This is a genomic window from Tatumella ptyseos (assembly GCF_030552895.1).
In the GTDB taxonomy this organism is placed as follows: domain Bacteria; phylum Pseudomonadota; class Gammaproteobacteria; order Enterobacterales; family Enterobacteriaceae; genus Rosenbergiella; species Rosenbergiella ptyseos_A.
This window is the reverse complement of sequence record NZ_CP130649.1, coordinates 612,082-636,290: the sequence shown is the minus strand read 5'-3', so window position 1 is coordinate 636,290 and position 24,209 is coordinate 612,082. Positions and strand designations below refer to the sequence as shown.

Below are 24,209 nucleotides of genomic sequence, written 5' to 3'. Positions count from 1 at the left end.
CTATCATCCAATGAATGAGCAACTAGACTAGCTGAGAATAAATTCAGAGTACACTTGTAAGCTAAAACAAAACTGTGAAGAGGTGTAACAGCCCCCTGACAGCAGAGGGCTTAAAAAACCTTTATTGATACTCGGAGATCGGCACACAGGAGCACGACAAATGACGATCGCCGTAAACATCGTCGACTCTTTTCACCGTCGGCCAGTATTTATCTTCTCCCCCTGCGGGGAAAACGGCTATCTCGCGGGAATAGGCATGATGCCAGTCGCTGACCAGTTCTTGTTGTATGTGTGGCGCATTAACCAATGGATTATCATCCAAGGGCCATTCGCCCTTTTCGACTTTTTCGATTTCACGGCGGATAGCCTGCATGGCGTTGATAAAGCGATCGAGCTCAGTCAGGCTTTCCGATTCGGTTGGCTCTACCATTAAAGTGCCCGCGACAGGGAAAGACATGGTAGGGGCATGAAAACCATAGTCGATTAATCGCTTAGCGATATCCATCTCACTGATCCCGGTCCGTTCTTTAAGAGGCCGAATATCAAGAATACACTCATGCGCCACTCTTCCCTCTGGTCCGGTGTAAAGAATGTCGTAGTCCGACGATAACCGATTAGCAATATAGTTGGCATTTAAGATCGCCAGCGAGCTTGCTTGTTTAAGGCCCTCGCCCCCCATCATTCTGATATACATCCAACTGATAGGCAGAATTGACGCACTACCAAATGGGGCTGCCGTCACCGCACCTTGCTCGGTAAGCAGCGTTGACTGAACGATGCTATGACCCGGCACAAAAGGCGCGAGATGGGCTTTTACCCCAATTGGCCCCATTCCTGGTCCTCCCCCACCGTGCGGAATACAGAATGTTTTATGCAGATTAAGGTGAGAAACATCGGCACCAATATGACCTGGCGTGGTAATCCCCACTTGGGCATTCATGTTGGCACCGTCTAGGTAAACTTGCCCACCGTGCTGATGTACGATTTCACAGACTTCACGGATAGTCTGTTCATACACCCCATGCGTTGAAGGATAGGTAACCATGATGCAGGAGAGGTTTTCGGCCACCTGCTCTGCCTTAGTTCTTAAATCTTCGAGATCGATATTACCTTGCTTATCACAGGCGACCACCACCACTTCCATTCCGGCCATCTGAGCTGAAGCTGGGTTGGTACCATGGGCAGAGGCTGGAATAAGACAGATAGTACGTTGAGCTTGGTGGCGGCTTTCATGGTAGCGACGAATCGCTAATAACCCCGCATATTCACCTTGTGCGCCCGAGTTCGGCTGCATACATAATGCATCATACCCGGTAAGGGTGATGAGCCAATCAGAGAGTTGTTCGATCATCTGCAAATAGCCAGCTGCTTGGCTTGTCGGGCAGAATGGATGAAGATCAGCAAATTCCGGCCAAGTAATAGGTAACATTTCGGCAACGGCGTTCAGTTTCATCGTACAAGAACCTAGCGGGATCATCGCCTGATTCAGTGCTAGATCTTTACGTTCAAGTTTGTGGAGATAGCGCAACATCTCGGTTTCACTATGATACTGATTAAATACCGGATGCGTCAGAATAGCTTCCTGACGGTGTAATGCTGGTGGAATAATATGTTGTTGGCTTACGTGGCGATCTTCTTGGTCTAAATCAACGGGCCGCTGCTCTCCTAATAAGACTTCTACCAACACAAGTAGGTCTTGACGCTGGGTGGTTTCATCTAGCGTAATACCCACGGCATGATGAAGGTCGCTGCGAAGATTAATCTGGTGCTGTTTGGCTCGTTTTAGTAACTCGGCTTTATCTGACACCTCAATAGTTAGGGTATCAAACCACTGTGAATAACGCAGAGATAGACCATTATCTTGCACTATTTTCGCGAGAATCTTGGTATAGCGGTGAATACGCTGGGCGATGCGTGTTAGCCCTTTAGGGCCATGCCAGACTGCATACATTCCGGCGATATTGGCGAGAAGTACCTGCGAGGTACAAATATTAGAGTTTGCCTTCTCACGACGGATATGCTGTTCGCGGGTTTGCATCGCCATACGTAGCGCAATATTGCCTTGTACATCACGGGAAACACCGATAATACGGCCCGGCATCGCTCGTTTAAACGTCTCTTTGGTTGCGAAAAATGCGGCATGAGGCCCACCATAGCCCATTGGCACACCGAAACGCTGTGAAGAACCAAAAACGATATCGGCCCCTAATTTACCGGGTGATTCAAGCAGGACTAATGCCATAAATTCAGCGGCGACGGCAACAATGACACCCTGCTCAGTCAATGCGGCGATCAGTTGACGATAGTCATGCAGCTGTCCTTGGGAACCACAATATTGCAGACAGATACCAAAAAGATCTTGATGGTCTACTGCCCTCTCGGCACTGTCGATAACCAGCTCGAATCCAAAAGTCTCGGCACGTGTTCTGATGACATCAAGGGTTTGGGGATGTATATCTTCAGCAACAAAGAATTTGTTAGCATTTTTACGCTTACTCACCCGCTTTGCCATGGCCATCGCTTCCGCAGCAGCCGTCGCTTCGTCGAGTAGAGACGCCGAGGCAACGTCCATTCCGGTAAGATCTAGCGTTACCTGCTGAAAGTTAAGCAAGGCTTCAAGCCGCCCTTGAGAGACTTCCGGCTGATAAGGGGTATATGCCGTATACCATCCAGGATTCTCGAGTAGATTACGCAGGATAACCGGTGGAGTAAGGACTGCGCTATAGCCCATTCCAATCCATGATTTGTATCGCAGGTTTTTTGCGGCAATGGCTTTCAATTCTGCCAACGCTTGATGTTCACTGGCTGGTGCTAGCTGAAGAGGTGTAGTGGGTAATTGTATATTTTCAGGCACGATGGACGCAATCAAGGTCGGTAAGTCAGGTGCGCCAATTTGTTGTAACATTTGCTGTTGTTGGTCTGTATCTGGACCGATGTGGCGACGAATGAAGGCTTCTGAATGTTCTAACTGACTGAGTGTTTGCGTCATCGTCTTACTCACTTATTGATCAACGTTTGGTAGGCATCAGCATCAAGTAATTGGCTAAGTTCGTTTTCATTACTGATCTTCATTTTAAATAACCAGCCCGACTCATAAGGTGAGGTATTGACCTGCTCAGGGCTATCACTGAGTTCGTCATTCACCGCGATGATCTCGCCGCTTAGCGGCGCATAGATATCGGAAGCTGCTTTTACCGATTCGGCAACGGCACAGTCGTCGCCAACGCTGACTTCACGACCGACTTCAGGCAAATCAACAAAGACCATGTCGCCGAGTAGGCTTTGGGCATGCTCGGTGATCCCCACAGTGACTGAGCCGTCTTCTTCTTGACGAACCCATTCATGACTGTCGCGATATTTTAATTGTTGTGGAACATTGCTCATTTTATTCTCCAGTATTAAATCAAAGCTTTTCCTGCGCGAACAAAGCAGGGTTGTGTCACAGAGACCGGCAGTTCACGCTGGCGAATAAGGACCACCGCTTTATCTCCGATGGTGGCGGGCACCCGAGCGAGCGCAATACTGCAGCCTAATGTCGGCGAGAAGGATCCACTGGTGATCACCCCTTGCTGAGGATCACCATTGATATCGGTAAAGGAGACCGGTAAGTCGTTACGCAGAACGCCTTTCTCATGCAGGACCAAGCCCACCAATTTATCCGTCCCTTGCTCTTGTAAACGCTCAAGCGCCGCCCTACCAATAAACTCACGTTCTTCTGGCTGCCAAGCAAGCGTCCAAGCCATGTTTGCGGCAAGTGGGCTAATGGACTCGTCCATCTCCTGTCCATAAAGGTTCAACCCCGCCTCTAGGCGTAGGGTGTCTCGAGCCCCTAAGCCAGCGGGTTTTACCCCGACGTTTAGTAGCGCTTGCCATAATGTGGCAGCCTGCTCAGCGGGCAAGGCTATTTCGTAACCCTGCTCACCGGTATAACCCGTGGTCGCAACAAACCAGCCCCCACTCTCCACCGAAAAGAAAGGCTTGAGTCCCGACACGGCGCTACGCTGCTCAGTACTCATCACCAACTGGGCTTTCTCAATCGCTTCCGGACCTTGTACTGCTATCAGCGCTAAGTCTCTGCGTTCATCGATCTGAATGCCATAATCCTTGGCCTGATCTGAGATCCACGCTAGATCGTTTTCACGCGTTGCAGAGTTGACCACTAAACGGAAGTGTTGCTCGTCGATAAAATAGACAATTAAGTCATCGATAACGCCACCTGAAGCATTGAGCATCGCGCTATATAACGCTTTACCTGGTAGTGTTAATTTGGCGACGTCATTGGCGAGCAAATGACGTAAAAATTCGCGGGTACGTGCGCCTGTAAGATCAACAATGGTCATATGGGACACATCGAACATTCCTGCAGCACGACGAACCGCGTGATGCTCATCGAGCTGCGAACCGTAGTGCAGTGGCATCAACCATCCGTGGAAGTCGACCATGCGGGCACCGCAGGCTTGGTGTTGTGCAAAGAGAGGGGTTTGTTGACTCATAACACTCCTTCTGCCGCGTAAAACCGCGGTGAGTTAGCTTGCTTAGGTCGGCGGTTAGGATTCAAACGCAAACGTTGTCCTTACAGCAAGTTATCACTCATTGGTTTGCTTAGCTATAAGGTGAAATGGGGGCGAAACTTGCACGCACCAAAATAAGGCAATAGTGTTGCTTGAAGTTAACGTAACGCGATAAGGGCGAATTATGCTGTTAAATAGCGACATAAGTCGCCATTTTTATATTTGTGGAAGTGAGTGAGAGAGTTTATCTACGCTATTTATAACCAAAAGAAAAGCGTTCGGATTAGTTTTTCTAAGGGTAAAAATAGTCATCAATTAGAATAAATCAGCCTTCACAAAGTTGGTGCAATTGACAAGATGTGAGGAAAATCACACCAGCATCCTGCATCGCCTTTTTTGCTCGATTCAGCGATCCGTCTATATCTATTGCCCGACAAGCATCTTCGATTACCCAAGTCTTTAAGCCTGCTTGGGCAGCATCTATGGCCGTCCACGCCACACAAAAGTCGGTGGCAAGTCCCGCTATCATAACCTGATCAATCCCCTGTGCTTGTAGCCAAGCGAGGAGTCCTGTTGAGGTTTGCCGATCCGCCTCTAGAAAGGCAGAATAACTATCAATGCTCGGATGGATACCTTTACGAAGAATTAATCTGGCGTGAGGCAGGTTCATTGCCTCAGACAGTTGTGCGCCGTGAGTTCCTTGAACACAGTGTTCAGGCCATAAACATTGAGGGCCATAGGGCATCTCGATCATTTGATAATCTCGGTACCCAGGGTGAGAAGAACTGAAGGAAAGATGACCCGCCGGATGCCAATCTTGGGTGATTACCACTTGCTCGAATAAAGGGGCAATACGATTGATGACAGGGATCACCTCATCACCTTGGGGTACCGCTAAAGCCCCCTGCGGTAAGAAGTCATTTTGAACATCCACAACCAACAGTGCAGTGTTGTTACCTATCGTGATTGAACCTTGACTCATTATGATTTTACTCCTTTCGCAGCCACTCAGGCAGATCATGTTCGCCCAACGCTTGCTTGATCAACTGTGGTTTGATACCGGGAAGCTTATCCGCAAGGGTTAAGCCGATATCACGAACCATTTTTTTCAGCGGATTTTGTCCTGCGAACAGGTCTTGGAAGCTCTGCATGCTTGCCAACATTTTCGCTGCACTTAGCTTACGAAGGCGCTCATAGCGACGCAGATAGAGGTGTTGTCCAATATCTTTGCCCTCTTGGTGAAGGCGGATGAGCTGACCGATAAGTTCGGCGGCATCCATAAAGCCTAGATTCACGCCTTGGCCCGCCAACGGATGAATGGTGTGCGCAGCATCCCCAACCAACACGAGCCGGTGGCGGGCAAATTGTCGGGCGTAGCGAGCGGTAAGCGGGAAGGTTTTACGTTCGCTATTGAGGCTACAAGGTCCTAGCTGCATATCAAAGGTAACAGCCAGTTGCTGACAGAATAGCGACTCATCCATCAAACTTAGCTTTTTCGCGGTTTGCGGTTCGGTCGACCAGACAATCGAACAGCAGTGCGGGTCTTCAAAAGGGAGAAAAGCTAAAATACCTTCGCCATGAAATACCTGCCGGGCAATCCCCTGGTGAGGTTGCTCGGTGCGAATATTGGCGACTAATGCGTGGTGCTTATAATCCCAGAAGGTTAAAGGAATATCCGCCTTACCCCTCAGCCATGATTGCGCACCGTCTGCCGCGACCATTAGGCGAGCAGTCATCATGCTACCATCTTGTAAACTGACGAAGGTCTCGTTGTCACCGAAAGCCGTCTGTACCAAAGTTGCGTGAGGGATAAGCGTGATATGCGAGAGTTTTTCTGCCTGCTGCCATAAGGCGGTGTGCAATACCGTGTTTTCGATAATATAACCTAACCCTTGGCCGCCCATTTCAGCGTCATCAAAAGCGATTTGTCCGAAGCTATCTTTTTCCCATACCTTCATACCGTGATAACAACTGGCCCGCATACGCAGGATATCCTGCCACACGTCTACTTTTTCTAATAAACGTTGGCTTGCCCGGTTTATTGCCGAGACGCGGACCGATAACGGGTCTTGTGGGGTAAAACATGGGGCTGGGCCCTGTTCTAAAACCGCAACACTGAGCCCTGAATCTTTAAGCCCACACGCGACAGCGAGGCCGACCATTCCCCCACCAGCAATAATAATATCGTAGCTTTGCATGCATATTCTCTTAATTAACGTTTAACCCAGCCTAAGGTTCGGCTAGCGAGGTGATGCTTTAACCCAGAGACTCGTTCCATCGCAAGTAGTCCCAGATTACGGCCAATGATTAAAGGTAAGTTATCGTTCGCGAAAAGTCGCACTAAGCCATCCGTGATGGCGATAGTGGTTGCACGGTCTTGTGCTCTACGTTGTTGGTAGCGGTTCAAGACGTTGAACTGCCCAATATCTTGTTGTAGGCGATAAGACTCCGCTAAGGTTTCAGCCAAACTCATCACATCTCGAAGACCAAGATTAAATCCCTGACCAGCAATGGGATGAAGCGATTGCGCCGCATTACCTATAGCTACCGTGCGGTGTGTAATTAACGTTTGCGCTTGATATAAGCTTAGTGGATAGGATTCGCGCTGCCCCACCTCAGTAAACTGGCCTAGTTTCCAACCAAATTCCCGCTGTAATTGCTGCAAGAACGATACGCTATCTGCTGTTAACAACTGTTCACTGTTAGAGGTGGATACACACCAAACTAACGATAAACGGTTATCCGACATCGGCAATAAGGCAATAGGACCATATTGGGTAAAGCGTTCATAGGCACGACCATTATGCGGCATTGCAGTACTTACATTTGCAATGATAGCCACTTGCTGGTAAGGATCCTGTTGCCAAGAGAAACCTGCTTGCTTGGCTAACGCCGAACGATTACCGCTGGCTATTACTAAGGTCTGGGCGGTGAGTGTTTGACCACTTTCCAGTGTCACCGATACTTGCTCTAACGTACGCCTTAACTCTACAACTTTTTCTGGGCAGCGGAGCGTGACGCCGGGAGCCTGTTGTAATCGTTGAAAAAGCGCTTTGCCTGCCGCATGCAGTTCAATCACATTACCCAAGGCAGGTAAATGGTAATCGTCACGACAGAGTTCGACCTTCCCGATATGTCCTCGATCAGAGACATGGATATCGGTGATCGGCGTCGCATAGGGTTCTAGTGCCGACCATACCCCGATTCGCGCCAGTTGCTGGCAAGTTCCTGCCGCTAAAGCGATAGCTCGGCTATCAAAACCAGGGTGCGCTGCTTGCTGCGGCGAACTTCCCTCGATAAGGGTAACGGGAAGTTTACCTTGGGATAAGGTGGATAACGCTAATGCAAGCGTTGCCCCTGCCATCCCACCTCCGACAATGATTACGCTCATGATGGATTATTTTCACCTAAACGTAGTGCCTGTGCTGCTTGCATTAACTGCTCAATGGCGTCAGGATCTTTAGCAACTTGCTCAGTTAAGTTTTCATTTCCGGTCGCAGTAATGACGATATCGTCCTCAATACGGATTCCGATACCCCGATAGCAATCAGGAACGGGTGCATCGGGGGCAATATATAACCCGGGTTCTACTGTTAAGACCATACCGGGTTCTAAAACCCGAGTGCGATCCGCCGTCCCGTAACTGCCCACATCGTGAACATCCAAACCAAGCCAATGACTTAAGCCATGCATAAAGAAGGGACGATACGCTTTCTCTTCGATCAGCTGCGTAATATCACCGTCTAAAATTCCTAGACGGACTAAGCCTTCAACTTTGATACGTACGACAGCTTCGGTTACCTCTGCAATGGTCACGCCAGGGCGAAATAGCGAGAGTGCGGTGGTTAACGCGTGTAAAACAATCTCGTAGAGTTGACGTTGTGGCGCAGTAAACCTACCGTCGACAGGGAAAGTTCGGGTGATGTCCCCGGCATAACCTTGTAGCTCGCACCCAGCATCAATTAAGACTAAGTCGCCCTGTTTTAGCTGAGATTCATTTTCAGTGTAGTGAAGAATACACGCATTATCGCCGCCGCCGACAATAGTGTTATAAGAGGGGAACCGCGAACCGTAACGAGAAAACTCGTGATGAATTTCACCCTCTAACTGATACTCATACATGCCAGGTCGACATTGTTGCATTGCACGCTGATGGGCAAGCGCACTGATACGGCCAGCCTCTCGTAGAATAGCCAGTTCTTCGTCGTCCTTAATTAAACGCATTTCGTGAACAGTTGGCCGCCAATCTATGACAGTATTCGGTGCAGCCAGATTTTGCCGCGTCCCCGCACGTAAGGTTTTTAATGCATAGGCGACTTTTTCGTCAGCAAAATCATATTCACCACTGGCGTGATAAAGTGTGTTTAACCCGTTAAGTATTTGGGAAAGTTGTTGGTCGAGCTCAGCCCAAGGAAGTGCGCGGTCGACACCAAGCTTCTGGATAGCCGCGTCCTGACCGAGTCGGCGGCCAAACCAGACCTCTGCATGGGGATCACGGAAACGGTTAAAGAGAATGCTATGGCTATGCTGCTCATCACTTTTGATTAGGATGAGTAGTGCTTCAGGTTCATTAAATCCCGTAAAATACCAAAAATCGCTGTTTTGACGGAAGAGATATTCAGTATCTCGGCTTCTAGTGACCTCTGGCGCAGCAAAGATCAGCGCCGCACTGCCTGGTACCATCTGGTTAAGTAAAGCCTGACGGCGTTGATGGTAATTCTTCTGCGAAATCATACCCTAAGCTCCCTGTAATCCACTTTACCGTGAAGAATCAATGTAAGGTTGGACCCTGTGCGATGGCTGAGGCATCCGGTTGAGGTGTATTGAATGTCTCATGACAGAGTAAAGCAGCGACTCTGACATATTCAATGACTTCCTCCAAAGATTGTGCAAGTTCTTCCGGATCTTCATCTTCGTCGTAACCTAATTGAGCGATGGTACGTAAATCGTCGATGGCTTCTCCCGCTTCGCCTTTCACTTTATCTAATTTCGGCTGCGTAACCCCTAAGCCTAGTAGAAAATGGTTGACCCAGCCGGCGAGAGCATCTGCGCGTTCAAATACGTTATCGCCTTGGTCATCCGGTAGGTAAAGTTGGAAATTGAATCCATCTTCCTCTAAGGAGTGTAATGTATTATCGTAGACTGCTTGCAAGGATTGATTGAGTTGGACGGAAAACGCAATACCTTCATTGGTTAAATCGTGAACCAGCGCCTTCCAGCTATGGTCTTTAGTCCCACCGCAAAGAATTCCGCTGAGTAAACCATGCATTTCAGCGGCAGTCATACCGACACCTTGTGTCGCGAGTTCGCTGTTAAGCGTGATATAGTTCGGTGAAGTCATAATTATCCATAGTCTTAGGAAAGTGAAGTGAGGTCTATGCTACCATTAGCACCCTCATAGATTCCAGAAAAGGGGTTGTAACTTCTGCCTCAGGTAGATATAGTGGCGCCCTTCCAAAGCAAGTGACTTTGGGAGCGGACAACGTAATTATCAGGAAGGTAACATGTCTGCGCAACCGGTAGATATTCATATTTTTGGTCGTTCACTGCGCGTGAACTGTCCCCCAGAACAAAAAGAAGCTCTACTTTCTGCCGCTGAAGATCTTGACCAGCGTCTGCAGGATTTAAAACACAGAACTCGCGTTACGAATACTGAGCAATTAGTGTTTATCGCAGCATTAAATATTTGTCACGAGCTTGCGCAAGAAAAGAATAAGACACGTGATTATGCGAGTAACATGGAACAGCGTATTCGTGTTCTGCAGCAGACTATTGAACAGGCATTAGTCGAACAAGGGCGTATTAGTGATCGCCCTGAAAGTAAATTCGAATAAGAGTGCCAGGGATCCTGTGCTATAATATTCCCTGAACAACGAATTCTCTGAGATGTTTGCAAGCGGGCCAGTCCCCTGAGCCGATATTTAGTACTACTAGAACGTGGCGCCTCATATCTTGTGTGCATGCTCGGTTCGTCCGAGAAGCCTAATAGGTATGACGACATGTTCACCTTGAACCAAGGGTTCAAGGGTTACAGCTCGCAGCGGCATCTCGGAGATCCCCCTCCTCCTTCCTAGTTTCTCTTTACTGTCTTCATTTCTCGCCCTATTATCCTTGAGAGCCTTCACAAGGATGTTACGCTATGGATTCACCACTTCATCAGCAGCGCCAAGCTTTACGTCAGCATATGCGTTGTTTAAGACGTTCGCTAAGCGAATCTCAACAGTTCGACGCCAGTCAGCAACTTGCTGAACACGCCACCTTGTTTACAGCGATTGCTCAATCCCAGCGTATTGCCCTATTTCTGTCGATGGATGGCGAGATCAATACTCGCCCGCTTATCGCGCGGTTATGGCATATGGGAAAAAGTGTGTATTTACCGCGAATTGACCCAGCGCAGTCCTCATCCCTACTATTCCAGCGCTATTATCCACAGACCCAATTAATTAAGCACCCTTTGGGCATGTTTGAACCTGAAGCGAACAGCGATGAGTTATGCTCGTTTACTGAATTAGATGTGGTAATCGTACCTTTAGTCGCTTTTGATAGTACAGGGCAACGTTTGGGAATGGGCGGGGGGTTTTATGATCGCCTGTTGGCCGGTTGGCAAGAGACTTCGGTCTTCCCGATTGGCGTGGCACACGATTGCCAGCACCACGATAAATTACCTATCGAAGCTTGGGATATCCCATTACCTGCGGTTATTACGCCGAATAAACTCTGGCAATGGCAAAAAAAAGAGGCCTAGCGGCCTCTTCGATAGGGTCTTAGTAAAGGAGTCGAGCACGAATAGTGCCAGGGATCTCTTTCATAAGTTGTAAGGCTTTATCAGCCACTTCCTGCTCAGCATCGACATCAATTACGACATAGCCTAAATGCGGTGAGGTTTGTAGGTATTGACCAACGATATTAATATTCTGATCACCAAAAATATTGTTAATTGCGGTCAAGACGCCTGGGCGATTTTCATGGATATGAAGAATACGACTTGCTGACGCACTGTGCGCCGGAAGCGATACTTCTGGGAAGTTAACTGCAGAAAGGGTTGATCCATTGTCTGAGTATTTCGCTAATTTTCCAGCGACTTCAATACCGATATTCTCTTGTGCTTCTTGTGTAGAGCCGCCGATATGTGGGGTAAGAATGACATTGTCAAACTTACAGAGTGGAGACTCGAACGGATCACTGTTGGAAGCGGGTTCTACCGGGAAGACATCGATAGCTGCCCCGCCCAGATGTTTGCTTTCTAATGCTTCACAAAGCGCTGGGATATCAATAACCGTCCCGCGAGAGGCGTTAATCAATAGCGCGCCAGGTTTCATCGCTGCCAGTTGATCTTTACTTATCATATCTTGGGTATTCGCGGTTTCAGGGACGTGTAAGCTGACCACATCGCTCATCGCTAATAGTTTGTCTAAGGATTCGACTTGTGTTGCATTACCCAGCGGCAGCTTACTTTCGATATCGTAAAAGTAAACATACATGCCTAGGCTTTCAGCTAAGACACCTAATTGCATGCCGATATGGCCGTAACCGATGATACCGAGTTTCTTACCCCGTGCTTCGAAGCAGCCTTTCGCATTTTTGTTCCAGATACCACGGTGAGCTTTTGCATTAGCTTCAGGAATACCGCGCATCAGTAACAATAGTTCACCGATTACCAGTTCAGCTACTGAACGAGTGTTTGAGAACGGAGCGTTGAAAACAGGAATCCCCCGCGAGGCGGCAGCATTAAGATCAACTTGGTTAGTCCCGATACAGAAACACCCTACCGCAATCAGTTTTTCGGCTTCTGCAAAGATTTCTTCGGTGAGTTGTGTGCGAGAACGTAGGCCTACAAAGTGAGCATCACGAATCGATTCTTTAAGTTGCTCAGGACTGAGCGCGGCTTTGTGAAACTCAATATTGGTATAACCTGCTGCTTTTAGATTATCGATAGCAGATTGGTGAACACCCTCTACCAATAAAAACTTAATCTTATCTTTTTCCAGTGAAACCTTAGCCATTACCCGACCCTATAAAAGTGATTTTCGTAAAATACCCTTAGCTAACTGCCAACATAAGAAAAAAATAGGCTAAGAGCAACACCCTAGAAATTTTTAAAACGGTAAACGCAATCGTTTACCTTTACATCATTCAACGCCAAAACACTGTGTAATGTCGTAGGCTTAGCGTATTAACTCGAGGTAAAGACTGTTTGTGATATAAATCACTGTTTATGCGGGACAGCTATTTTTTACCGCCGTCATGAAAAATTTTCTTAACGCCGTTTTCATCACCAATTAATGCGATATCAGCCCCACGCTTAGCAAATAAACCAACCGTGACAACGCCGGGAAGCGCATTAATAGTAACTTCTAATTGGTTTGGATCGTCGATACGTAAATCGTAGACATCCAGGATAATGTTACCGTTATCGGTAATAATATCTTTGCGATACTCTGGCCTGCCGCCAAGTTTCACCAACTCTCTTGAAACATAAGCTTTGGCCATAGGGATGACTTCAACAGGTAAAGGGAAATGGCCTAAGCAGTCGACCCGCTTAGATTGGTCTGCGATGCAGATGAAGGTTTCAGCGACTGCCGCAATAATTTTTTCGCGGGTAAGGGCCGCACCACCGCCTTTAATCATCTGCAGGGCGGGATTAATCTCGTCCGCACCGTCGATATACAAGGAAAGGGAATCTATTTCATTGAGGTCGAAAACCGGAATACCATACGATTTTAAGCGTTCAGTCGAGGCTTCTGAACTCGATACTGTACCAATGATCTCATCTTTGCGGGTAGCTAATGCATCGATAAAATGTGCCGCGGTTGTCCCGGTGCCGACACCAACGATCGTATTGGGCTGAACATAGTCGAGTGCCGCCCAGCCCACTGCTTTTTTAAGTTCGTCCTGAGTCATGGTATGTTAAAACCTATACGAGTTTCGGTAGGCATAGTATAAAACAAGCTTATCTAAAATAGTGATTTTTCGTGGGTTGTTGTGTAGTTTTACGCATCCAATCTCAAAACCAACCATTTTTTTCTTTCAGTCAGGGACTGAGAAAACATGATTAAAAGACCCGATTACCGCAATCTCCAAGCCCTTGATACTGTTATTCGTGAACGCGGATTTGAACGGGCGGCACAAAAACTCTGTATCACGCAATCTGCGGTTTCACAGCGCGTCAAACAATTAGAAACGCAATTTGGCCAACCTCTTTTAGTCCGAACCGTTCCGCCTCGGCCTACCGAGCAAGGCCAAAAACTCCTTGCGCTTTTACACCAAGTCGAACTATTGGAGGAACAATGGTTGACCGATGAGAAAGGCGGGACCACTCCCCTTTTACTCTCTATTGCCGTCAATGCCGATAGTCTAGCGACCTGGTTGCTCCCCGCATTACGTGATGTACTCGCCGACTTGCCCGTTCGCCTTAATTTACAAGTCGAGGATGAGAGCCGTACACTTGAACGTTTACGACGTGGTGAAGTGGTTGGTGCCGTCAGTATACAGCCTCGTGCGTTACCGAGTTGTCATGTCGATACCTTGGGTGCTTTAGATTACTTATTCGTGTCTTCACCTGATTTCGCTAAGCGTTACTTCCCTCAGGGCGTCAACCGCCAGACGCTACTCAAAGCGCCTGCCGTCTCGTTTGACCATTTAGATGATATGCACCAAGCCTTCTTACAAGAAAACTTCGATTTGCCCCCAGGGAGTTTGCCATGCCATATCGTTAACTCTTCTGAAGCTTTCGTTCAATTAGCTAAACAGGGTTCCGTATGCTGCATGATCCCCCATCTACAGGTTGAGTCTGAATTAGCTGAAGGCAGTCTGATTGACCTGACCCCCGGATTATATCAACGCCGTATGCTTTACTGGCACAGATTTGCGCCAGAAAGCCGTGTAATGGGACGGGTTACCGACTCTCTGGTTGAGTATGGTCGTCGGGTGCTGCGTCAAGAGCACGAGTGTTAAGGGTAAAGACCACTTCAACATTATCAGTGAAGTCGAGTTTTTGCTGTTGGTAGGTGTCGTCTGCCGTGGTATCGGCGGAAGCGGCTTTAGCACTCATCATCCGTACCATCGGCATCGCAACATTACGCTGAGTTTGATAGTTGATGCTCCATACTGAGCCCAAGGAAGCATTAAAACCGGAAGCCAGACCTTTCGCCTTGGTAATCGCATCGTTAATTGCCGCTTGCCGTGCTTGTTGTTGATACTGTTCGGGGTGGTCAACGCCCATTGCTACTGAGCGAATGTCGTTGAGTCCCGCTGCAAGAGCACCGTCGAGTAATGTATTCAGCTTTGCAAGTTGGTGCAGGGTAACATTGACACTGCGTGATGCCTGATAACCGGTGAGTTTAGGCTTCCCATGTTGTGAATAATCATACTCAGCATGGGTGGTCACATTGGCAGCATTGATATCTTTATCCGTTATCCCTTGCTGATGTAAAAAATCGAAGTATTTTGCCACGCGACTATCAACCTGTTTTTTAGCCTGTGAGGCTTGTGCCTGGGTCGCGTTAACTTCGATGACAATGGTTGCCATATCAGGCTGAGCTTGTACTTGCCCCTGCCCTGTAGTGCTAAGATAAGGGGCATTTGGGGTGATTTCAGCTGAGGCCGACGTTATCGCTCCGAAACTCGCACCGAGTAATGCCACCGCAATAAATCTTTTCTTCATTGTTACGCTCCTTTATCTGTAATGTTGCCACATTATCACGCCTTCACTGGCCAGTCTAAACGCGAGTGACAGTAATAAGACAATGACCGTAAGAGATATTAACCTCTGAATACGCGGCTGCAAAAGCTTGGCTGAGAGCAGCGTTGATACCGAGGAAAGTAAATAGAACCAGATAATTGAAGCCGACACCGCCCCAATGACGAAGGTCACACGTTGTTCTTCTGGAATTTGGCTACCTATACTGCCCAGTAAAACGACCGTATCTAAATAGACATGGGGGTTTAGCCAGGTAACGGCGAACAGCGTTAGCAACAATTGACCTAATGACTGTGCCGCCCCGCCTTCCCCTGCGACCCGCACTGGGTGACGAAGGGTTTTTATTAATCCGTAGCTATACCAGAGTAAAAAGAGCACTCCCATCCAAGTCATGCCTAACATTAACAGCGGGTAGTGTTGTAAAAAAGCTGCCCCACCTAATACGCCCGTTGAGATCAGCAACATGTCGCTAATTACACAAAAGGTCGCAGCAAATAACGCATAGCGGCGTAACATGCCTTGACGCAGCACGATAGTATTTTGTGGACCAATAGGCAGGATCAGCGCCGCCCCTAAAGTAAAACCTTGAATAAAAACAGACATCTATAGCACCTTAGCCAAAAGAAAGGTTAATTGTGCGATGAGGAGGGCTTCGAAAGGAAATTAAAAAAAATGGGGGGCAATTAGTAAAATGAATACTCCACAGCCAGAGTGGCTGACTGCGGAGGCGAGACGTTAGCTTTCGCTGCTACGGACCAGATGGACATCCATTTGCGGGAATGGGATGCCAATTTGGTTTTTATCTAACGCACGTTTAAAGTCGGCCATCAAGTCCCAGTATACTTGTTGTAAGTCATCGCTCTTGCTCCAGCAACGTACAATAAAGTTAAGAGATGATGGTGCCATTTCATTTAAGGCGACAACGATACCTTTATCCTTGATGACACGCTTATCGGCTTCGACGACTTCACGTAACACTTTCATCGTTAAATCAATATCAGCATCGTAAGCGACACCAATAATAAATTCGTTACGACGCTCTGGTTCACGGGAATAGTTGATAATTTTGCCGGTGAAGATTGAGCCATTAGGAATCACAGCAATCTTACCGTCAGAGGTTTTCAGCGTAGTTTGGAAGATTTGTACGTTCAGTACGGTACCCGAACATCCCCCCACATCCACAAACTCCCCAACCCGAATAGGTCTAAAGGTGACTAGTAGTACCCCTGCAGCAAAGTTTGAAAGTGAATTTTGTAACGCTAAACCGACGGTAACACCGATTGCCCCCAGCACTGCAATAAAGGACGCTGTTTGCACACCGACTCGGCTGACTGCGGCGATAAGGGTGAATGCGATAATCGCATAACGAACGATCATCGAGATAAAGTCAGCGACGGTTTGATCGATATGACGCGAAAGTAAGACTTTATTAATGGTTCTTGAAACGATTTTCGCAACAGTAAATCCGATAAAAAGGATGACTAATGCTGCGGCAATATTCACTACATAACTTAATAAAAGTGACTGGTTTTTTTCAATCCAAGTCCCGGCATTATGTAAGCCGCTCACTACGTTAAGATCTTGCATTAAATTTTCCTGTCGTTAGTTCCCAATAAATAGCTGAAGAAGCATCGATGAGAGATGCCTAACTAAAAAGGGTAACTAAAAACCGGTAAATTGCCAACCTCGTCACACAACTTCAAGAATTTTACGGAGGGAGATAAAGAAAACGCCAGCTAAGCTGGCGTTTGGGAAGGGATTACAGGCGGTCGATAGCATTCAGTTCACGGAAGGCTTGCTCTAAGCGAACAACCATTGAACTTTGTGCCGCACGTAACCAGACACGTGGGTCATAGTATTTTTTGTTTGGCTTATCGTCACCTTCTGGGTTACCCAGTTGGCTCTGTAAGTAGCCTTCATTCTTTTTGTAGAACTGAAGAATACCGTCCCAGTTTGCCCATTGCGTATCGGTATCGATGTTCATTTTAATGACACCGTACTCGATAGACTCTTTAATTTCTTCGGCTGAAGAACCTGAACCGCCGTGGAAAACAAAGTTCAGGCTGTTGTGAGGAAGGTTATGCTTCTCGCTCACGTAGTCTTGAGAGTTTCTCAGAATTTTTGGCGTCAGTTGGACGTTACCTGGCTTATACACACCGTGCACGTTACCGAATGATGCTGCAATGGTGAAGTTAGGACTGATAGCGCTGAGCTTTTGGTAAGCGTAGTCCACATCTTCTGGCTGAGTGTAAAGCGCGGAGTTATCGAGGTGTGAATTATCGACACCATCTTCTTCCCCACCCGTACAGCCCAATTCGATTTCAAGCGTCATTCCCATCTTCGCCATACGCGCAAGGTATTGACCGCTGATTTCGATATTCTCTTCTAACGACTCTTCTGACAGGTCGATCATGTGAGAAGAGAACAGTGGCTTACCGGTATTTTTAAAGTGTGCTTCGCCTGCATCCAGCAATCCGTCGATCCATGGCAGTAATTTTTTCGCACAGTGGTCGGTATGAAGAATAACGGGTACACCGTATTGCTCAGCCATCAGATGGACGTGTTGCGCACCCGTGATGGCACCAAGGATAGCCGCTGCTTGTGGCTTATCTGAGGTAAAACCTTTGCCTGCTAGGAATGCTGCACCGCCGTTAGAAAACTGAACAATCACCGGCGCTTTAGCTTTGGCTGCCGCTTCTAAAACCGCATTGATTGAGTCAGTACCGATGCAGTTGACTGCTGGTAACGCGAATTTATTCTCTTTAGCTACTTGGAAAACTTTTTGTACGTCTTCACCCGTAACGACACCCGGTTTTACGAAATCAAAAATTTTAGACATAAGTGTTGTCCTGTTTCGTTGGTCGTAAGCTGAGATCATCTTTTCAGCGGTAGAAAATAGAGGAGAGATAGCCCTCCTCAAAATTTATTATTGTTTCGCACGCTCTTCTAACATTGCTACAGCTGGGAGCTTTTTGCCTTCCACAAACTCAAGGAATGCACCGCCACCCGTGGAGATGTATGAAATTTTATCTTCAATACCAAATAGGTCGATTGCCGCCAGCGTATCACCGCCACCCGCGACTGAGAACGCATCGCTATCTGCGATAGCATTAGCCACGATTTCAGTTCCTTTACGGAAGTTAGGGAACTCAAAAACGCCCACTGGACCGTTCCAGAGGATGGTTTTGGCTTCTTTTAAAATTTTGGCCATTTGCGCCGCAGTCTCGTCACCGAAATCCATAATTTCTTCGTTGTCTTGGATCTCGTTCACTTTCTTGACGGTGGCAGGAGCCGTTTCAGAGAATTCGGTCCCGACGCGTGAGTCAACGGGAACAGGGATCCCATGTTCATCACGGAGCTTTTTCGCTGCTTCAACAAAGTCTGGCTCGTACAGTGACTTACCAACGTTATTCTCGATGGCAACGAAAGTGTTGGCAATGCCGCCTCCGACGATGACGGTATCGGCAATACCGACTAAAGATTGCAGTACATCAAATTTGGTGGACACTTTAGATCCCCCTACCACTGCAACCATAGGACGAGCTGGGTTGCTCATCGCTTTGCCTAACGCTTCAAGTTCTGCTGACAGTAATGGACCCGCACAAGCAACAGGTGCAAATTTTCCTACGCCATGAGTAGAAGCTTGGGCGCGGTGAGCGGTACCGAAAGCATCCATAACAAAGACGTCACAGAGAGCGGCATATTTTTTCGCAAGGGTTTCTTCGTCTTTCTTTTCGCCTTTATTAAAGCGAACGTTTTCTAATACCACTAATTGACCGGCTTCCACATTGACGCCGTCAAGATAGTCTTTGGACAAGCTTACTTCTGTACCAGTAAGTTTGTCTTTGAGGTAGTTCACAACAGGTAGCAGAGAGAATTCTTCGTTATATTCGCCTTCTGTTGGACGGCCTAAGTGCGAGGTCACCATTACTTTCGCGCCTTGCTTCAGGGCTTGTTCAATGGTCGGTAGTGATGCACGGATACGCGCATCTGACGTCACTTTCCCATCCTTGACCGGCACATTAAGATCAGCACGAATCAGAACACGTTTTCCAGCAAGATCCAGATCGGTCATTTTGATTACAGACATGGTGAATCCTCTTATTGACTCTTTAAGTTTATCCCGCCGCTTATGCGACAGGTTTGAAAGTGTTGTCAGACATCGCTAAACAGGTATCGATCATTCGGTTTGCGAAGCCCCATTCGTTATCACACCATACTAACGTTTTTACCAAGTGCCCTCCACTGACTCGCGTTTGCGAACCATCGACAATGGCACTGTGTGGATCATGATTAAAGTCCGCTGACACCAGTGGCAGCTCGGTATAGTCGACTATACCATGAAAGCAGCCATTGGCAGCTTCCTGCAATAGATGATTGACTTGCTGTGCTGTCACTTTTTGTTCCAGCGTTACGCTAAGATCGATAGCAGTGACATTGATGGTCGGCACCCGAACCGCAATGGCTTCGAATCGATCGAGAAATTTGGGGAAAATTCGCGTAATACCTGCTGAGAGCCGTGTATCGACAGGAATAATCGACTGACTGGCCGCACGAGTTCTACGCAGGTCAGGATGGTAAGCATCAAGGACTTGCTGGTCGTGCATCGCAGAATGAATGGTGGTGACGGTACCGGATTCAATCCCGAAAGCATCGTCCAACAATTTGATTACAGGGATAATGCAGTTGGTGGTACAGGAAGCATTGGAGACAAAACGATGTTCAGGTAAGAGTGTGTCATGATTTACACCGTAAACAATAGTGGCATCTAAGTCGGCTTCACCAGGGTGGGCAAAGAGGACTTTACGTGCACCCGCGCGATGGTGTGCTTCACCGTGAGCACGACTTCCATAAACCCCAGTACAGTCTAAAACGACGTCAATATCGAGGTCGCCCCACGGCAATTCAGAGATTGCTGAATGGTGGAGTAAGGTGATTGCGTCTCTACCAATAAAAAGCTGCTCGCCTTCGAGTCTAACTTCCCATGCAAATTGCCCGTGAGTTGTGTCATATTTTAAAAGATGCGCCATACCACGGCTTTCGGCGACTTCATTTATCGCCACAACGGTAACGTCAAGGTGACGGCCCGTCTCATATAACGCTCGTACGACAGCCCGACCAATTCTACCAAAACCGTTAATCGCAATTCTAAGGCTCATTGCTTATCTATTACCTTGATGAACGTAGGGACTGCTCGCCCTAAAACAAAGATTATCTTTGAGGCTACAACGATTTGATAAATTTTGATACCCAATTTTCAGTCGACTGATTACGTCATCTTGAGAATAAATCAACTCCCGACTAAGCGGAATGACAGAGATCAACAGTCTTTCCCAAAATACGATCAAGATCACATATTAGAGTGTTGGATAGCGGGATAGGAATGTTTTGCCAGTAATCAGTTAGCCGCCGTTTCGTCGCGAGTCACTTAGTTTTGAGCAAAAAAAAGCATGGCACATGCCATGCTTTTATCTCATCAATGCTGTGGTTACAGAATAGCTTTCGCTTTTGCGACCACGTTGTCTACGGTAAAGCCAAACTCTTCAAACAGTTGCTCTGCAGGTGCAGATTCACCGAAGGTGGTCATTCCAACGATTGCACCGTTTAAACCAACGTACTTGTACCAGTAATCAGCAATACCCGCTTCAACCGCGACACGTGCGGTCACAGCTGCAGGCAGTACGGATTCACGGTAAGCAGCATCTTGCTTATCGAAGTGGTCGGTAGAAGGCATCGAAACAACACGAACTTTACGTCCCTCTGCGGTCAATTTGTCTGCCGCGTCAACCGCTAGCTGTACTTCCGAACCGGTGGCGATAAAGATAAGCTCTGGTTGACCTTCGCTATCCTTCAGAACGTAACCACCTTTGCTAATCGCTGCAAGTTGCTCAGCGGTACGCGTTTGTTGCGCGAGGTTTTGACGAGAAAGAATCAGGGCAGAAGGGCCATCTTGACGCTCGATAGCTTCTTTCCACGCTACCGCGGTTTCAACTTGGTCTGCTGGACGCCATACGCTCATATTTGGCGTTGTACGTAAGCTTGCAACCTGCTCAACAGGTTGGTGCGTAGGACCATCTTCACCTAAACCGATAGAGTCATGGGTATAAACCAGAATTTGGCGCAGTTTCATCAGCGCAGCCATCCGCGCAGCATTACGTGCATACTCCACAAACATCAGGAAGGTTGCAGTATAAGGAATGAAACCTGAGTGCAGCGAGATGCCGTTTGCAATGGCGGTCATACCAAATTCACGCACACCATAGTGGATGTAGTTACCTGCAGCGTCGTCTTTGATCGACTTGGAACCAGACCACATGGTTAGGTTACTTGGTGCTAAGTCTGCAGAACCACCCAGATACTCAGGTAACAACTTGCCGTATGCTTCAATTGCATTTTGTGACGCTTTACGGCTAGCAATTTTTTGTGGGTTGGCTTGAAGATCTTCGATAAATTTTTGTGATTCCGCAGCCCAATTTGCTGGAAGCTCGTTAGCCGTACGACGTTTGAACTCTGCCGCTAACTCAGGGAAAGCTTTTGCATAGGCATCGAATTTCTCATTCCATACCTGCTCTTTCTTCGCACCAGCTTCTTTTGCATCCCATGCAGCATAAACATCTGCAGGAATTTCGAATGGCGCTGCGTCCCACTCTAACGCTTTACGAGTCAGTGTGATTTCGTCGTCGCCTAGTGGTGCACCGTGTGAATCATGGGTACCGGCTTTGTTGGGAGAACCAAATCCGATAACGGTTTTGCACATGATCAGCGTTGGACGCTCAGAAGCACGAGCCTCTTCTACCGCACGACGGATAGACTCATTATTGTGACCATCAACACCACGGATAACATGCCAGCCGTAAGATTCGAAGCGTAAGCCTGTGTCATCACTAAACCAGCCATCAGTATGACCATCGATAGAGATACCGTTGTCATCATAGAAAGCGATTAATTTACCCAGTTGCAGAGTACCCGCTAAAGAACAAGCCTCGTGCGAAATCCCTTCCATCATACAGCCGTCACCCATGAAGGCGTAGGTGTAGTGATTAACAATGTCATGGCCTGGACGGTTAAACTGCGCAGCCAGTGTACGTTCTGCAATCGCAAAACCGACGGCATTCGCAATACCTTGACCTAATGGGCCGGTCGTTGTCTCGACACCCACGGTGTAGCCGTATTCTGGGTGGCCCGGGGTCTTAGAGTGCAGTTGACGGAAGTTTTTCAATTCTTCGATCGGTAGATCGTAACCGCTGAGGTGCAGCAAGCTGTAGATCAGCATTGAGCCGTGGCCGTTAGAGAGGATGAAACGGTCACGGTCTGCCCAGGATGGATTACTAGGGTTATGGTTTAAGAATTCACGCCATAATACTTCAGCGATATCTGCCATGCCCATCGGTGCACCTGGGTGGCCAGATTTAGCGCGTTGGACCGCATCCATACTGAGTGCACGAATCGCATTAGCAAGTTTTTTTTCAGAAGGCATCTTTCACTCCAGATCGGATGATTGAGTTATGTTGATTTTTAAACACTTTCAACACAAATTGGAAACGTAGTTGTTTCAATGTACATGATGTGCCGAACGAAAGTACATTCGATCCGCACAATTTAACGCTTGAAAATTGAATCTACTAATGAACCGAGGTCATTTTGCGCGTTACCACTGGCTTCAGGATGGACTTCACCTTGCGGGGAGATTTTATCAACCAGCTGCGGCAGAACTTCAGATAACGTGCCTGAAGCGCCTTGAACATCGGTACCAAGCTTATCTGCCAGTGATTGTAAATCTTGCTGGCTAAAAGCAGATTGAATGTCGCTATGGCTAACAGATTGGTTGCTACCATTACTCAGCCATGAAGAGAGGATTTCCCCTAAGCCACCTTGCTGGAATTTTTGGATCAGCACTTCTACACCGCCCTGCTCTTGTACCCAAGACCAGACTGCTTGAAGTTGACTCAGAGAATTTTGTTGCCCTTCTCCACCCGTTAGTGATCCGACAATGCTATCGAGTAATCCCATCTTACACTCCTCGTAATTTAACTATTTAGAATAATGATTAACGCTGAGCCTGCTTATTAGCCGCCTGCACATGTAGCATATCTAAGGCAACGGTTGCCGCCGCGAGCGCAGTAATATCTGCATGATCATAGCCTGGAGCCACTTCCACTAAGTCCATTCCAACGATGTTTAGTCCTTGTAAGCCACGGAGTAATTTCGTCGCTTTATCGCTGGTCAAGCCTCCTACTACAGGCGTACCGGTACCGGGCGCATGAGCGGGATCAAGACAATCGATATCGAAGGTCAGGTAGACCGGTAAGTCGCCTACGGTTTGGCGAATTTGAGCAAGAATATCTTCTACGGCAGTATCGTTAACCCATGCTGCATCCAGAACAGTAAAACCCAGTGACGGGTCGTATTCAGTCCGAATACCGATTTGTACTGAATGCTCGGGATCGATAAGCCCTTCTTTCGGCGCAGTGTAAAACATTGTGCCATGGTCGAAAGTTGGACCATTTGAATAGGTATCGGTGTGAGCATCGAAATGCACTAAGGCCATTTTACCGAAATGTTTCGCGTGAGCGCGCAGTAATGGTAAGGAAATATAATGGTCGCCACCGAAGGTCAGCATACGCTTGCCGTTCGCAAGCAGTTTCTCCGCATGGGCCTGTAATTTTGCCGACATATCAGCTGAATCACCAAAGGCATAGACCAGATCCCCGCCATCGACCACGTTAAGTGCTTTACGTAAATCAAATTTCCAAGGCCAACGGCACCCTTCCCACGCTAAATGCGTGGAGACCTGACGAATCGCATTCGGGCCTAAGCGGCTACCAGGTCGGCCAGAGGTTGCCGCATCGAAAGGTACACCGGTGATAACCCATTCCGCATCACTTTCGTAAGGCTGGAAATTGAGGGGGAAACGCAGAAAACCAAAGGCATTAGACACCAATGAATTGTCATACTCGTTACCTAAAGTATTGTACATATTCTAATTTTCCTTTACGAAG

22 protein-coding genes and 1 other RNA gene are annotated in these 24,209 nt (G+C 47.7%); 4 read left to right on the top strand and 19 right to left on the bottom strand.

The genetic code is table 11. The features are described 5' to 3' along the window. Positions 1–121: 121 nt before the first annotated feature. From gcvP to QJR74_RS03095, 8 genes are all read right to left on the bottom strand, one after another. Entirely contained in the window at positions 122–2,989 is a 2,868-nt protein-coding gene (gene gcvP, locus QJR74_RS03130) for an aminomethyl-transferring glycine dehydrogenase (RefSeq protein ID WP_304373156.1), read from the bottom strand. A gap of 8 nt (positions 2,990–2,997) precedes the next feature. Beyond that, a complete protein-coding gene (gene gcvH, locus QJR74_RS03125) occupies positions 2,998–3,384 on the bottom strand; it encodes a glycine cleavage system protein GcvH (protein ID WP_304373154.1) in 387 nt (128 codons plus the stop codon). Positions 3,385–3,398: 14 nt separating this feature from the next. Next, positions 3,399–4,493 carry a glycine cleavage system aminomethyltransferase GcvT gene (gene gcvT / locus QJR74_RS03120; RefSeq protein ID WP_304373152.1) on the bottom strand — a complete coding sequence of 365 codons (1,095 nt, stop codon included), beginning with the start codon at positions 4,491–4,493 and terminating at the stop codon, positions 3,399–3,401. Positions 4,494–4,836: 343 nt separating this feature from the next. After that, the gene (pncA, locus tag QJR74_RS03115) at positions 4,837–5,493 is read right to left on the bottom strand and encodes a bifunctional nicotinamidase/pyrazinamidase (protein ID WP_304373151.1); all 657 of its coding nucleotides are present in this window, start codon (positions 5,491–5,493) and stop codon (positions 4,837–4,839) included. Positions 5,494–5,500: 7 nt separating this feature from the next. Beyond that, the gene (gene ubiI / locus QJR74_RS03110) at positions 5,501–6,709 is read right to left on the bottom strand and encodes an FAD-dependent 2-octaprenylphenol hydroxylase (protein ID WP_304373149.1); all 1,209 of its coding nucleotides are present in this window, start codon (positions 6,707–6,709) and stop codon (positions 5,501–5,503) included. A 14-nt stretch (positions 6,710–6,723) separates the two neighbouring features. After that, on the bottom strand, positions 6,724–7,902 hold the full coding sequence (gene ubiH / locus QJR74_RS03105; protein ID WP_304373147.1) for a 2-octaprenyl-6-methoxyphenyl hydroxylase: 1,179 nt from the start codon (positions 7,900–7,902) through the stop codon (positions 6,724–6,726). Then, on the bottom strand, positions 7,899–9,245 hold the full coding sequence (pepP, locus tag QJR74_RS03100; protein ID WP_304373146.1) for a Xaa-Pro aminopeptidase: 1,347 nt from the start codon (positions 9,243–9,245) through the stop codon (positions 7,899–7,901). The genes ubiH and pepP overlap by 4 nt, the downstream gene beginning before the upstream one ends. Positions 9,246–9,282: 37 nt before the next feature. Then, a complete protein-coding gene (locus QJR74_RS03095; protein ID WP_304373145.1) occupies positions 9,283–9,852 on the bottom strand; it encodes a YecA/YgfB family protein in 570 nt (189 codons plus the stop codon). A 163-nt stretch (positions 9,853–10,015) separates the two neighbouring features. Between QJR74_RS03095 and zapA the strand changes: the two genes are divergently transcribed. The 3 genes from zapA (at position 10,016) to QJR74_RS03080 (ending at position 11,256) form a co-directional block, all read left to right on the top strand. After that, positions 10,016–10,345: a cell division protein ZapA gene (gene zapA, locus QJR74_RS03090; protein ID WP_048912634.1), complete on the top strand. Its 330-nt coding sequence runs from the start codon at positions 10,016–10,018 to the stop codon at positions 10,343–10,345. A 41-nt stretch (positions 10,346–10,386) separates the two neighbouring features. After that, positions 10,387–10,570, top strand: a non-coding RNA gene (gene ssrS, locus QJR74_RS03085) — 6S RNA. Positions 10,571–10,650: 80 nt separating this feature from the next. After that, entirely contained in the window at positions 10,651–11,256 is a 606-nt protein-coding gene (locus tag QJR74_RS03080) for a 5-formyltetrahydrofolate cyclo-ligase (protein WP_304373144.1), read from the top strand. A gap of 19 nt (positions 11,257–11,275) precedes the next feature. Here the strand turns inward: QJR74_RS03080 and serA are convergent, their stop codons facing one another. Both serA and rpiA read right to left on the bottom strand, forming a co-directional pair. Beyond that, positions 11,276–12,514, bottom strand: coding sequence for a phosphoglycerate dehydrogenase (gene serA, locus QJR74_RS03075; protein WP_304373143.1), 1,239 nt, complete (start codon positions 12,512–12,514; stop codon positions 11,276–11,278). 223 nt (positions 12,515–12,737) lie between these two features. Continuing rightward, positions 12,738–13,412 carry a ribose-5-phosphate isomerase RpiA gene (gene rpiA / locus QJR74_RS03070; RefSeq protein WP_304373142.1) on the bottom strand — a complete coding sequence of 225 codons (675 nt, stop codon included), beginning with the start codon at positions 13,410–13,412 and terminating at the stop codon, positions 12,738–12,740. Between the two features lie 150 nt (positions 13,413–13,562). On the opposite strand from rpiA, the gene QJR74_RS03065 reads away from it, so the two are divergent. Then, positions 13,563–14,465, top strand: a complete 903-nt coding sequence (locus QJR74_RS03065) for a LysR family transcriptional regulator ArgP (RefSeq protein ID WP_304373951.1) — start codon at positions 13,563–13,565, stop codon at positions 14,463–14,465. Here QJR74_RS03065 and QJR74_RS03060 read toward each other — a convergent pair. From QJR74_RS03060 to speB, 9 genes are all read right to left on the bottom strand, one after another. Then, the gene (locus QJR74_RS03060; protein ID WP_304373141.1) at positions 14,407–15,174 is read right to left on the bottom strand and encodes an oxidative stress defense protein; all 768 of its coding nucleotides are present in this window, start codon (positions 15,172–15,174) and stop codon (positions 14,407–14,409) included. The genes QJR74_RS03065 and QJR74_RS03060 overlap by 59 nt on opposite strands. A gap of 12 nt (positions 15,175–15,186) precedes the next feature. After that, positions 15,187–15,813 (bottom strand): LysE/ArgO family amino acid transporter, encoded by a 627-nt coding sequence (locus tag QJR74_RS03055; RefSeq protein ID WP_304373140.1) that lies wholly within the window; start codon positions 15,811–15,813, stop codon positions 15,187–15,189. 132 nt (positions 15,814–15,945) lie between these two features. Next, entirely contained in the window at positions 15,946–16,797 is an 852-nt protein-coding gene (gene mscS / locus QJR74_RS03050; RefSeq protein WP_304373139.1) for a small-conductance mechanosensitive channel MscS, read from the bottom strand. Between the two features lie 172 nt (positions 16,798–16,969). Then, positions 16,970–18,049: a class II fructose-bisphosphate aldolase gene (gene fbaA / locus QJR74_RS03045; protein WP_048912641.1), complete on the bottom strand. Its 1,080-nt coding sequence runs from the start codon at positions 18,047–18,049 to the stop codon at positions 16,970–16,972. 87 nt (positions 18,050–18,136) lie between these two features. Then, positions 18,137–19,300 carry a phosphoglycerate kinase gene (gene pgk, locus QJR74_RS03040; protein WP_304373138.1) on the bottom strand — a complete coding sequence of 388 codons (1,164 nt, stop codon included), beginning with the start codon at positions 19,298–19,300 and terminating at the stop codon, positions 18,137–18,139. A 40-nt stretch (positions 19,301–19,340) separates the two neighbouring features. After that, the gene (epd, locus tag QJR74_RS03035) at positions 19,341–20,369 is read right to left on the bottom strand and encodes an erythrose-4-phosphate dehydrogenase (RefSeq protein ID WP_304373137.1); all 1,029 of its coding nucleotides are present in this window, start codon (positions 20,367–20,369) and stop codon (positions 19,341–19,343) included. A gap of 329 nt (positions 20,370–20,698) precedes the next feature. Beyond that, a complete protein-coding gene (tkt, locus tag QJR74_RS03030) occupies positions 20,699–22,687 on the bottom strand; it encodes a transketolase (protein WP_304373136.1) in 1,989 nt (662 codons plus the stop codon). A 122-nt stretch (positions 22,688–22,809) separates the two neighbouring features. After that, positions 22,810–23,220 carry a YidB family protein gene (locus tag QJR74_RS03025; RefSeq protein ID WP_099824039.1) on the bottom strand — a complete coding sequence of 137 codons (411 nt, stop codon included), beginning with the start codon at positions 23,218–23,220 and terminating at the stop codon, positions 22,810–22,812. A gap of 37 nt (positions 23,221–23,257) precedes the next feature. Beyond that, the gene (gene speB, locus QJR74_RS03020) at positions 23,258–24,187 is read right to left on the bottom strand and encodes an agmatinase (protein WP_304373135.1); all 930 of its coding nucleotides are present in this window, start codon (positions 24,185–24,187) and stop codon (positions 23,258–23,260) included. Positions 24,188–24,209 lie beyond the last annotated feature (22 nt).

Excerpts from the sequence above, each read along its gene's own strand:
- gcvP (WP_304373156.1), bottom strand. The coding sequence starts at position 2,989 with ATGACGCAAACACTCAGTCAGTTAGAACATTCAGAAGCCTTCATTCGT.
- gcvH (WP_304373154.1), bottom strand. The coding sequence starts at position 3,384 with ATGAGCAATGTTCCACAACAATTAAAATATCGCGACAGTCATGAATGG.
- gcvT (WP_304373152.1), bottom strand. The coding sequence starts at position 4,493 with ATGAGTCAACAAACCCCTCTCTTTGCACAACACCAAGCCTGCGGTGCC.
- pncA (WP_304373151.1), bottom strand. The coding sequence starts at position 5,493 with ATGAGTCAAGGTTCAATCACGATAGGTAACAACACTGCACTGTTGGTT.
- ubiI (WP_304373149.1), bottom strand. The coding sequence starts at position 6,709 with ATGCAAAGCTACGATATTATTATTGCTGGTGGGGGAATGGTCGGCCTC.
- ubiH (WP_304373147.1), bottom strand. The coding sequence starts at position 7,902 with ATGAGCGTAATCATTGTCGGAGGTGGGATGGCAGGGGCAACGCTTGCA.
- pepP (WP_304373146.1), bottom strand. The coding sequence starts at position 9,245 with ATGATTTCGCAGAAGAATTACCATCAACGCCGTCAGGCTTTACTTAAC.
- QJR74_RS03095 (WP_304373145.1), bottom strand. The coding sequence starts at position 9,852 with ATGACTTCACCGAACTATATCACGCTTAACAGCGAACTCGCGACACAA.
- zapA (WP_048912634.1), top strand. The coding sequence starts at position 10,016 with ATGTCTGCGCAACCGGTAGATATTCATATTTTTGGTCGTTCACTGCGC.
- QJR74_RS03080 (WP_304373144.1), top strand. The coding sequence starts at position 10,651 with ATGGATTCACCACTTCATCAGCAGCGCCAAGCTTTACGTCAGCATATG.
- serA (WP_304373143.1), bottom strand. The coding sequence starts at position 12,514 with ATGGCTAAGGTTTCACTGGAAAAAGATAAGATTAAGTTTTTATTGGTA.
- rpiA (WP_304373142.1), bottom strand. The coding sequence starts at position 13,412 with ATGACTCAGGACGAACTTAAAAAAGCAGTGGGCTGGGCGGCACTCGAC.
- QJR74_RS03060 (WP_304373141.1), bottom strand. The coding sequence starts at position 15,174 with ATGAAGAAAAGATTTATTGCGGTGGCATTACTCGGTGCGAGTTTCGGA.
- QJR74_RS03055 (WP_304373140.1), bottom strand. The coding sequence starts at position 15,813 with ATGTCTGTTTTTATTCAAGGTTTTACTTTAGGGGCGGCGCTGATCCTG.
- mscS (WP_304373139.1), bottom strand. The coding sequence starts at position 16,797 with ATGCAAGATCTTAACGTAGTGAGCGGCTTACATAATGCCGGGACTTGG.
- fbaA (WP_048912641.1), bottom strand. The coding sequence starts at position 18,049 with ATGTCTAAAATTTTTGATTTCGTAAAACCGGGTGTCGTTACGGGTGAA.
- pgk (WP_304373138.1), bottom strand. The coding sequence starts at position 19,300 with ATGTCTGTAATCAAAATGACCGATCTGGATCTTGCTGGAAAACGTGTT.
- epd (WP_304373137.1), bottom strand. The coding sequence starts at position 20,369 with ATGAGCCTTAGAATTGCGATTAACGGTTTTGGTAGAATTGGTCGGGCT.
- tkt (WP_304373136.1), bottom strand. The coding sequence starts at position 22,687 with ATGCCTTCTGAAAAAAAACTTGCTAATGCGATTCGTGCACTCAGTATG.
- QJR74_RS03025 (WP_099824039.1), bottom strand. The coding sequence starts at position 23,220 with ATGGGATTACTCGATAGCATTGTCGGATCACTAACGGGTGGAGAAGGG.
- speB (WP_304373135.1), bottom strand. The coding sequence starts at position 24,187 with ATGTACAATACTTTAGGTAACGAGTATGACAATTCATTGGTGTCTAAT.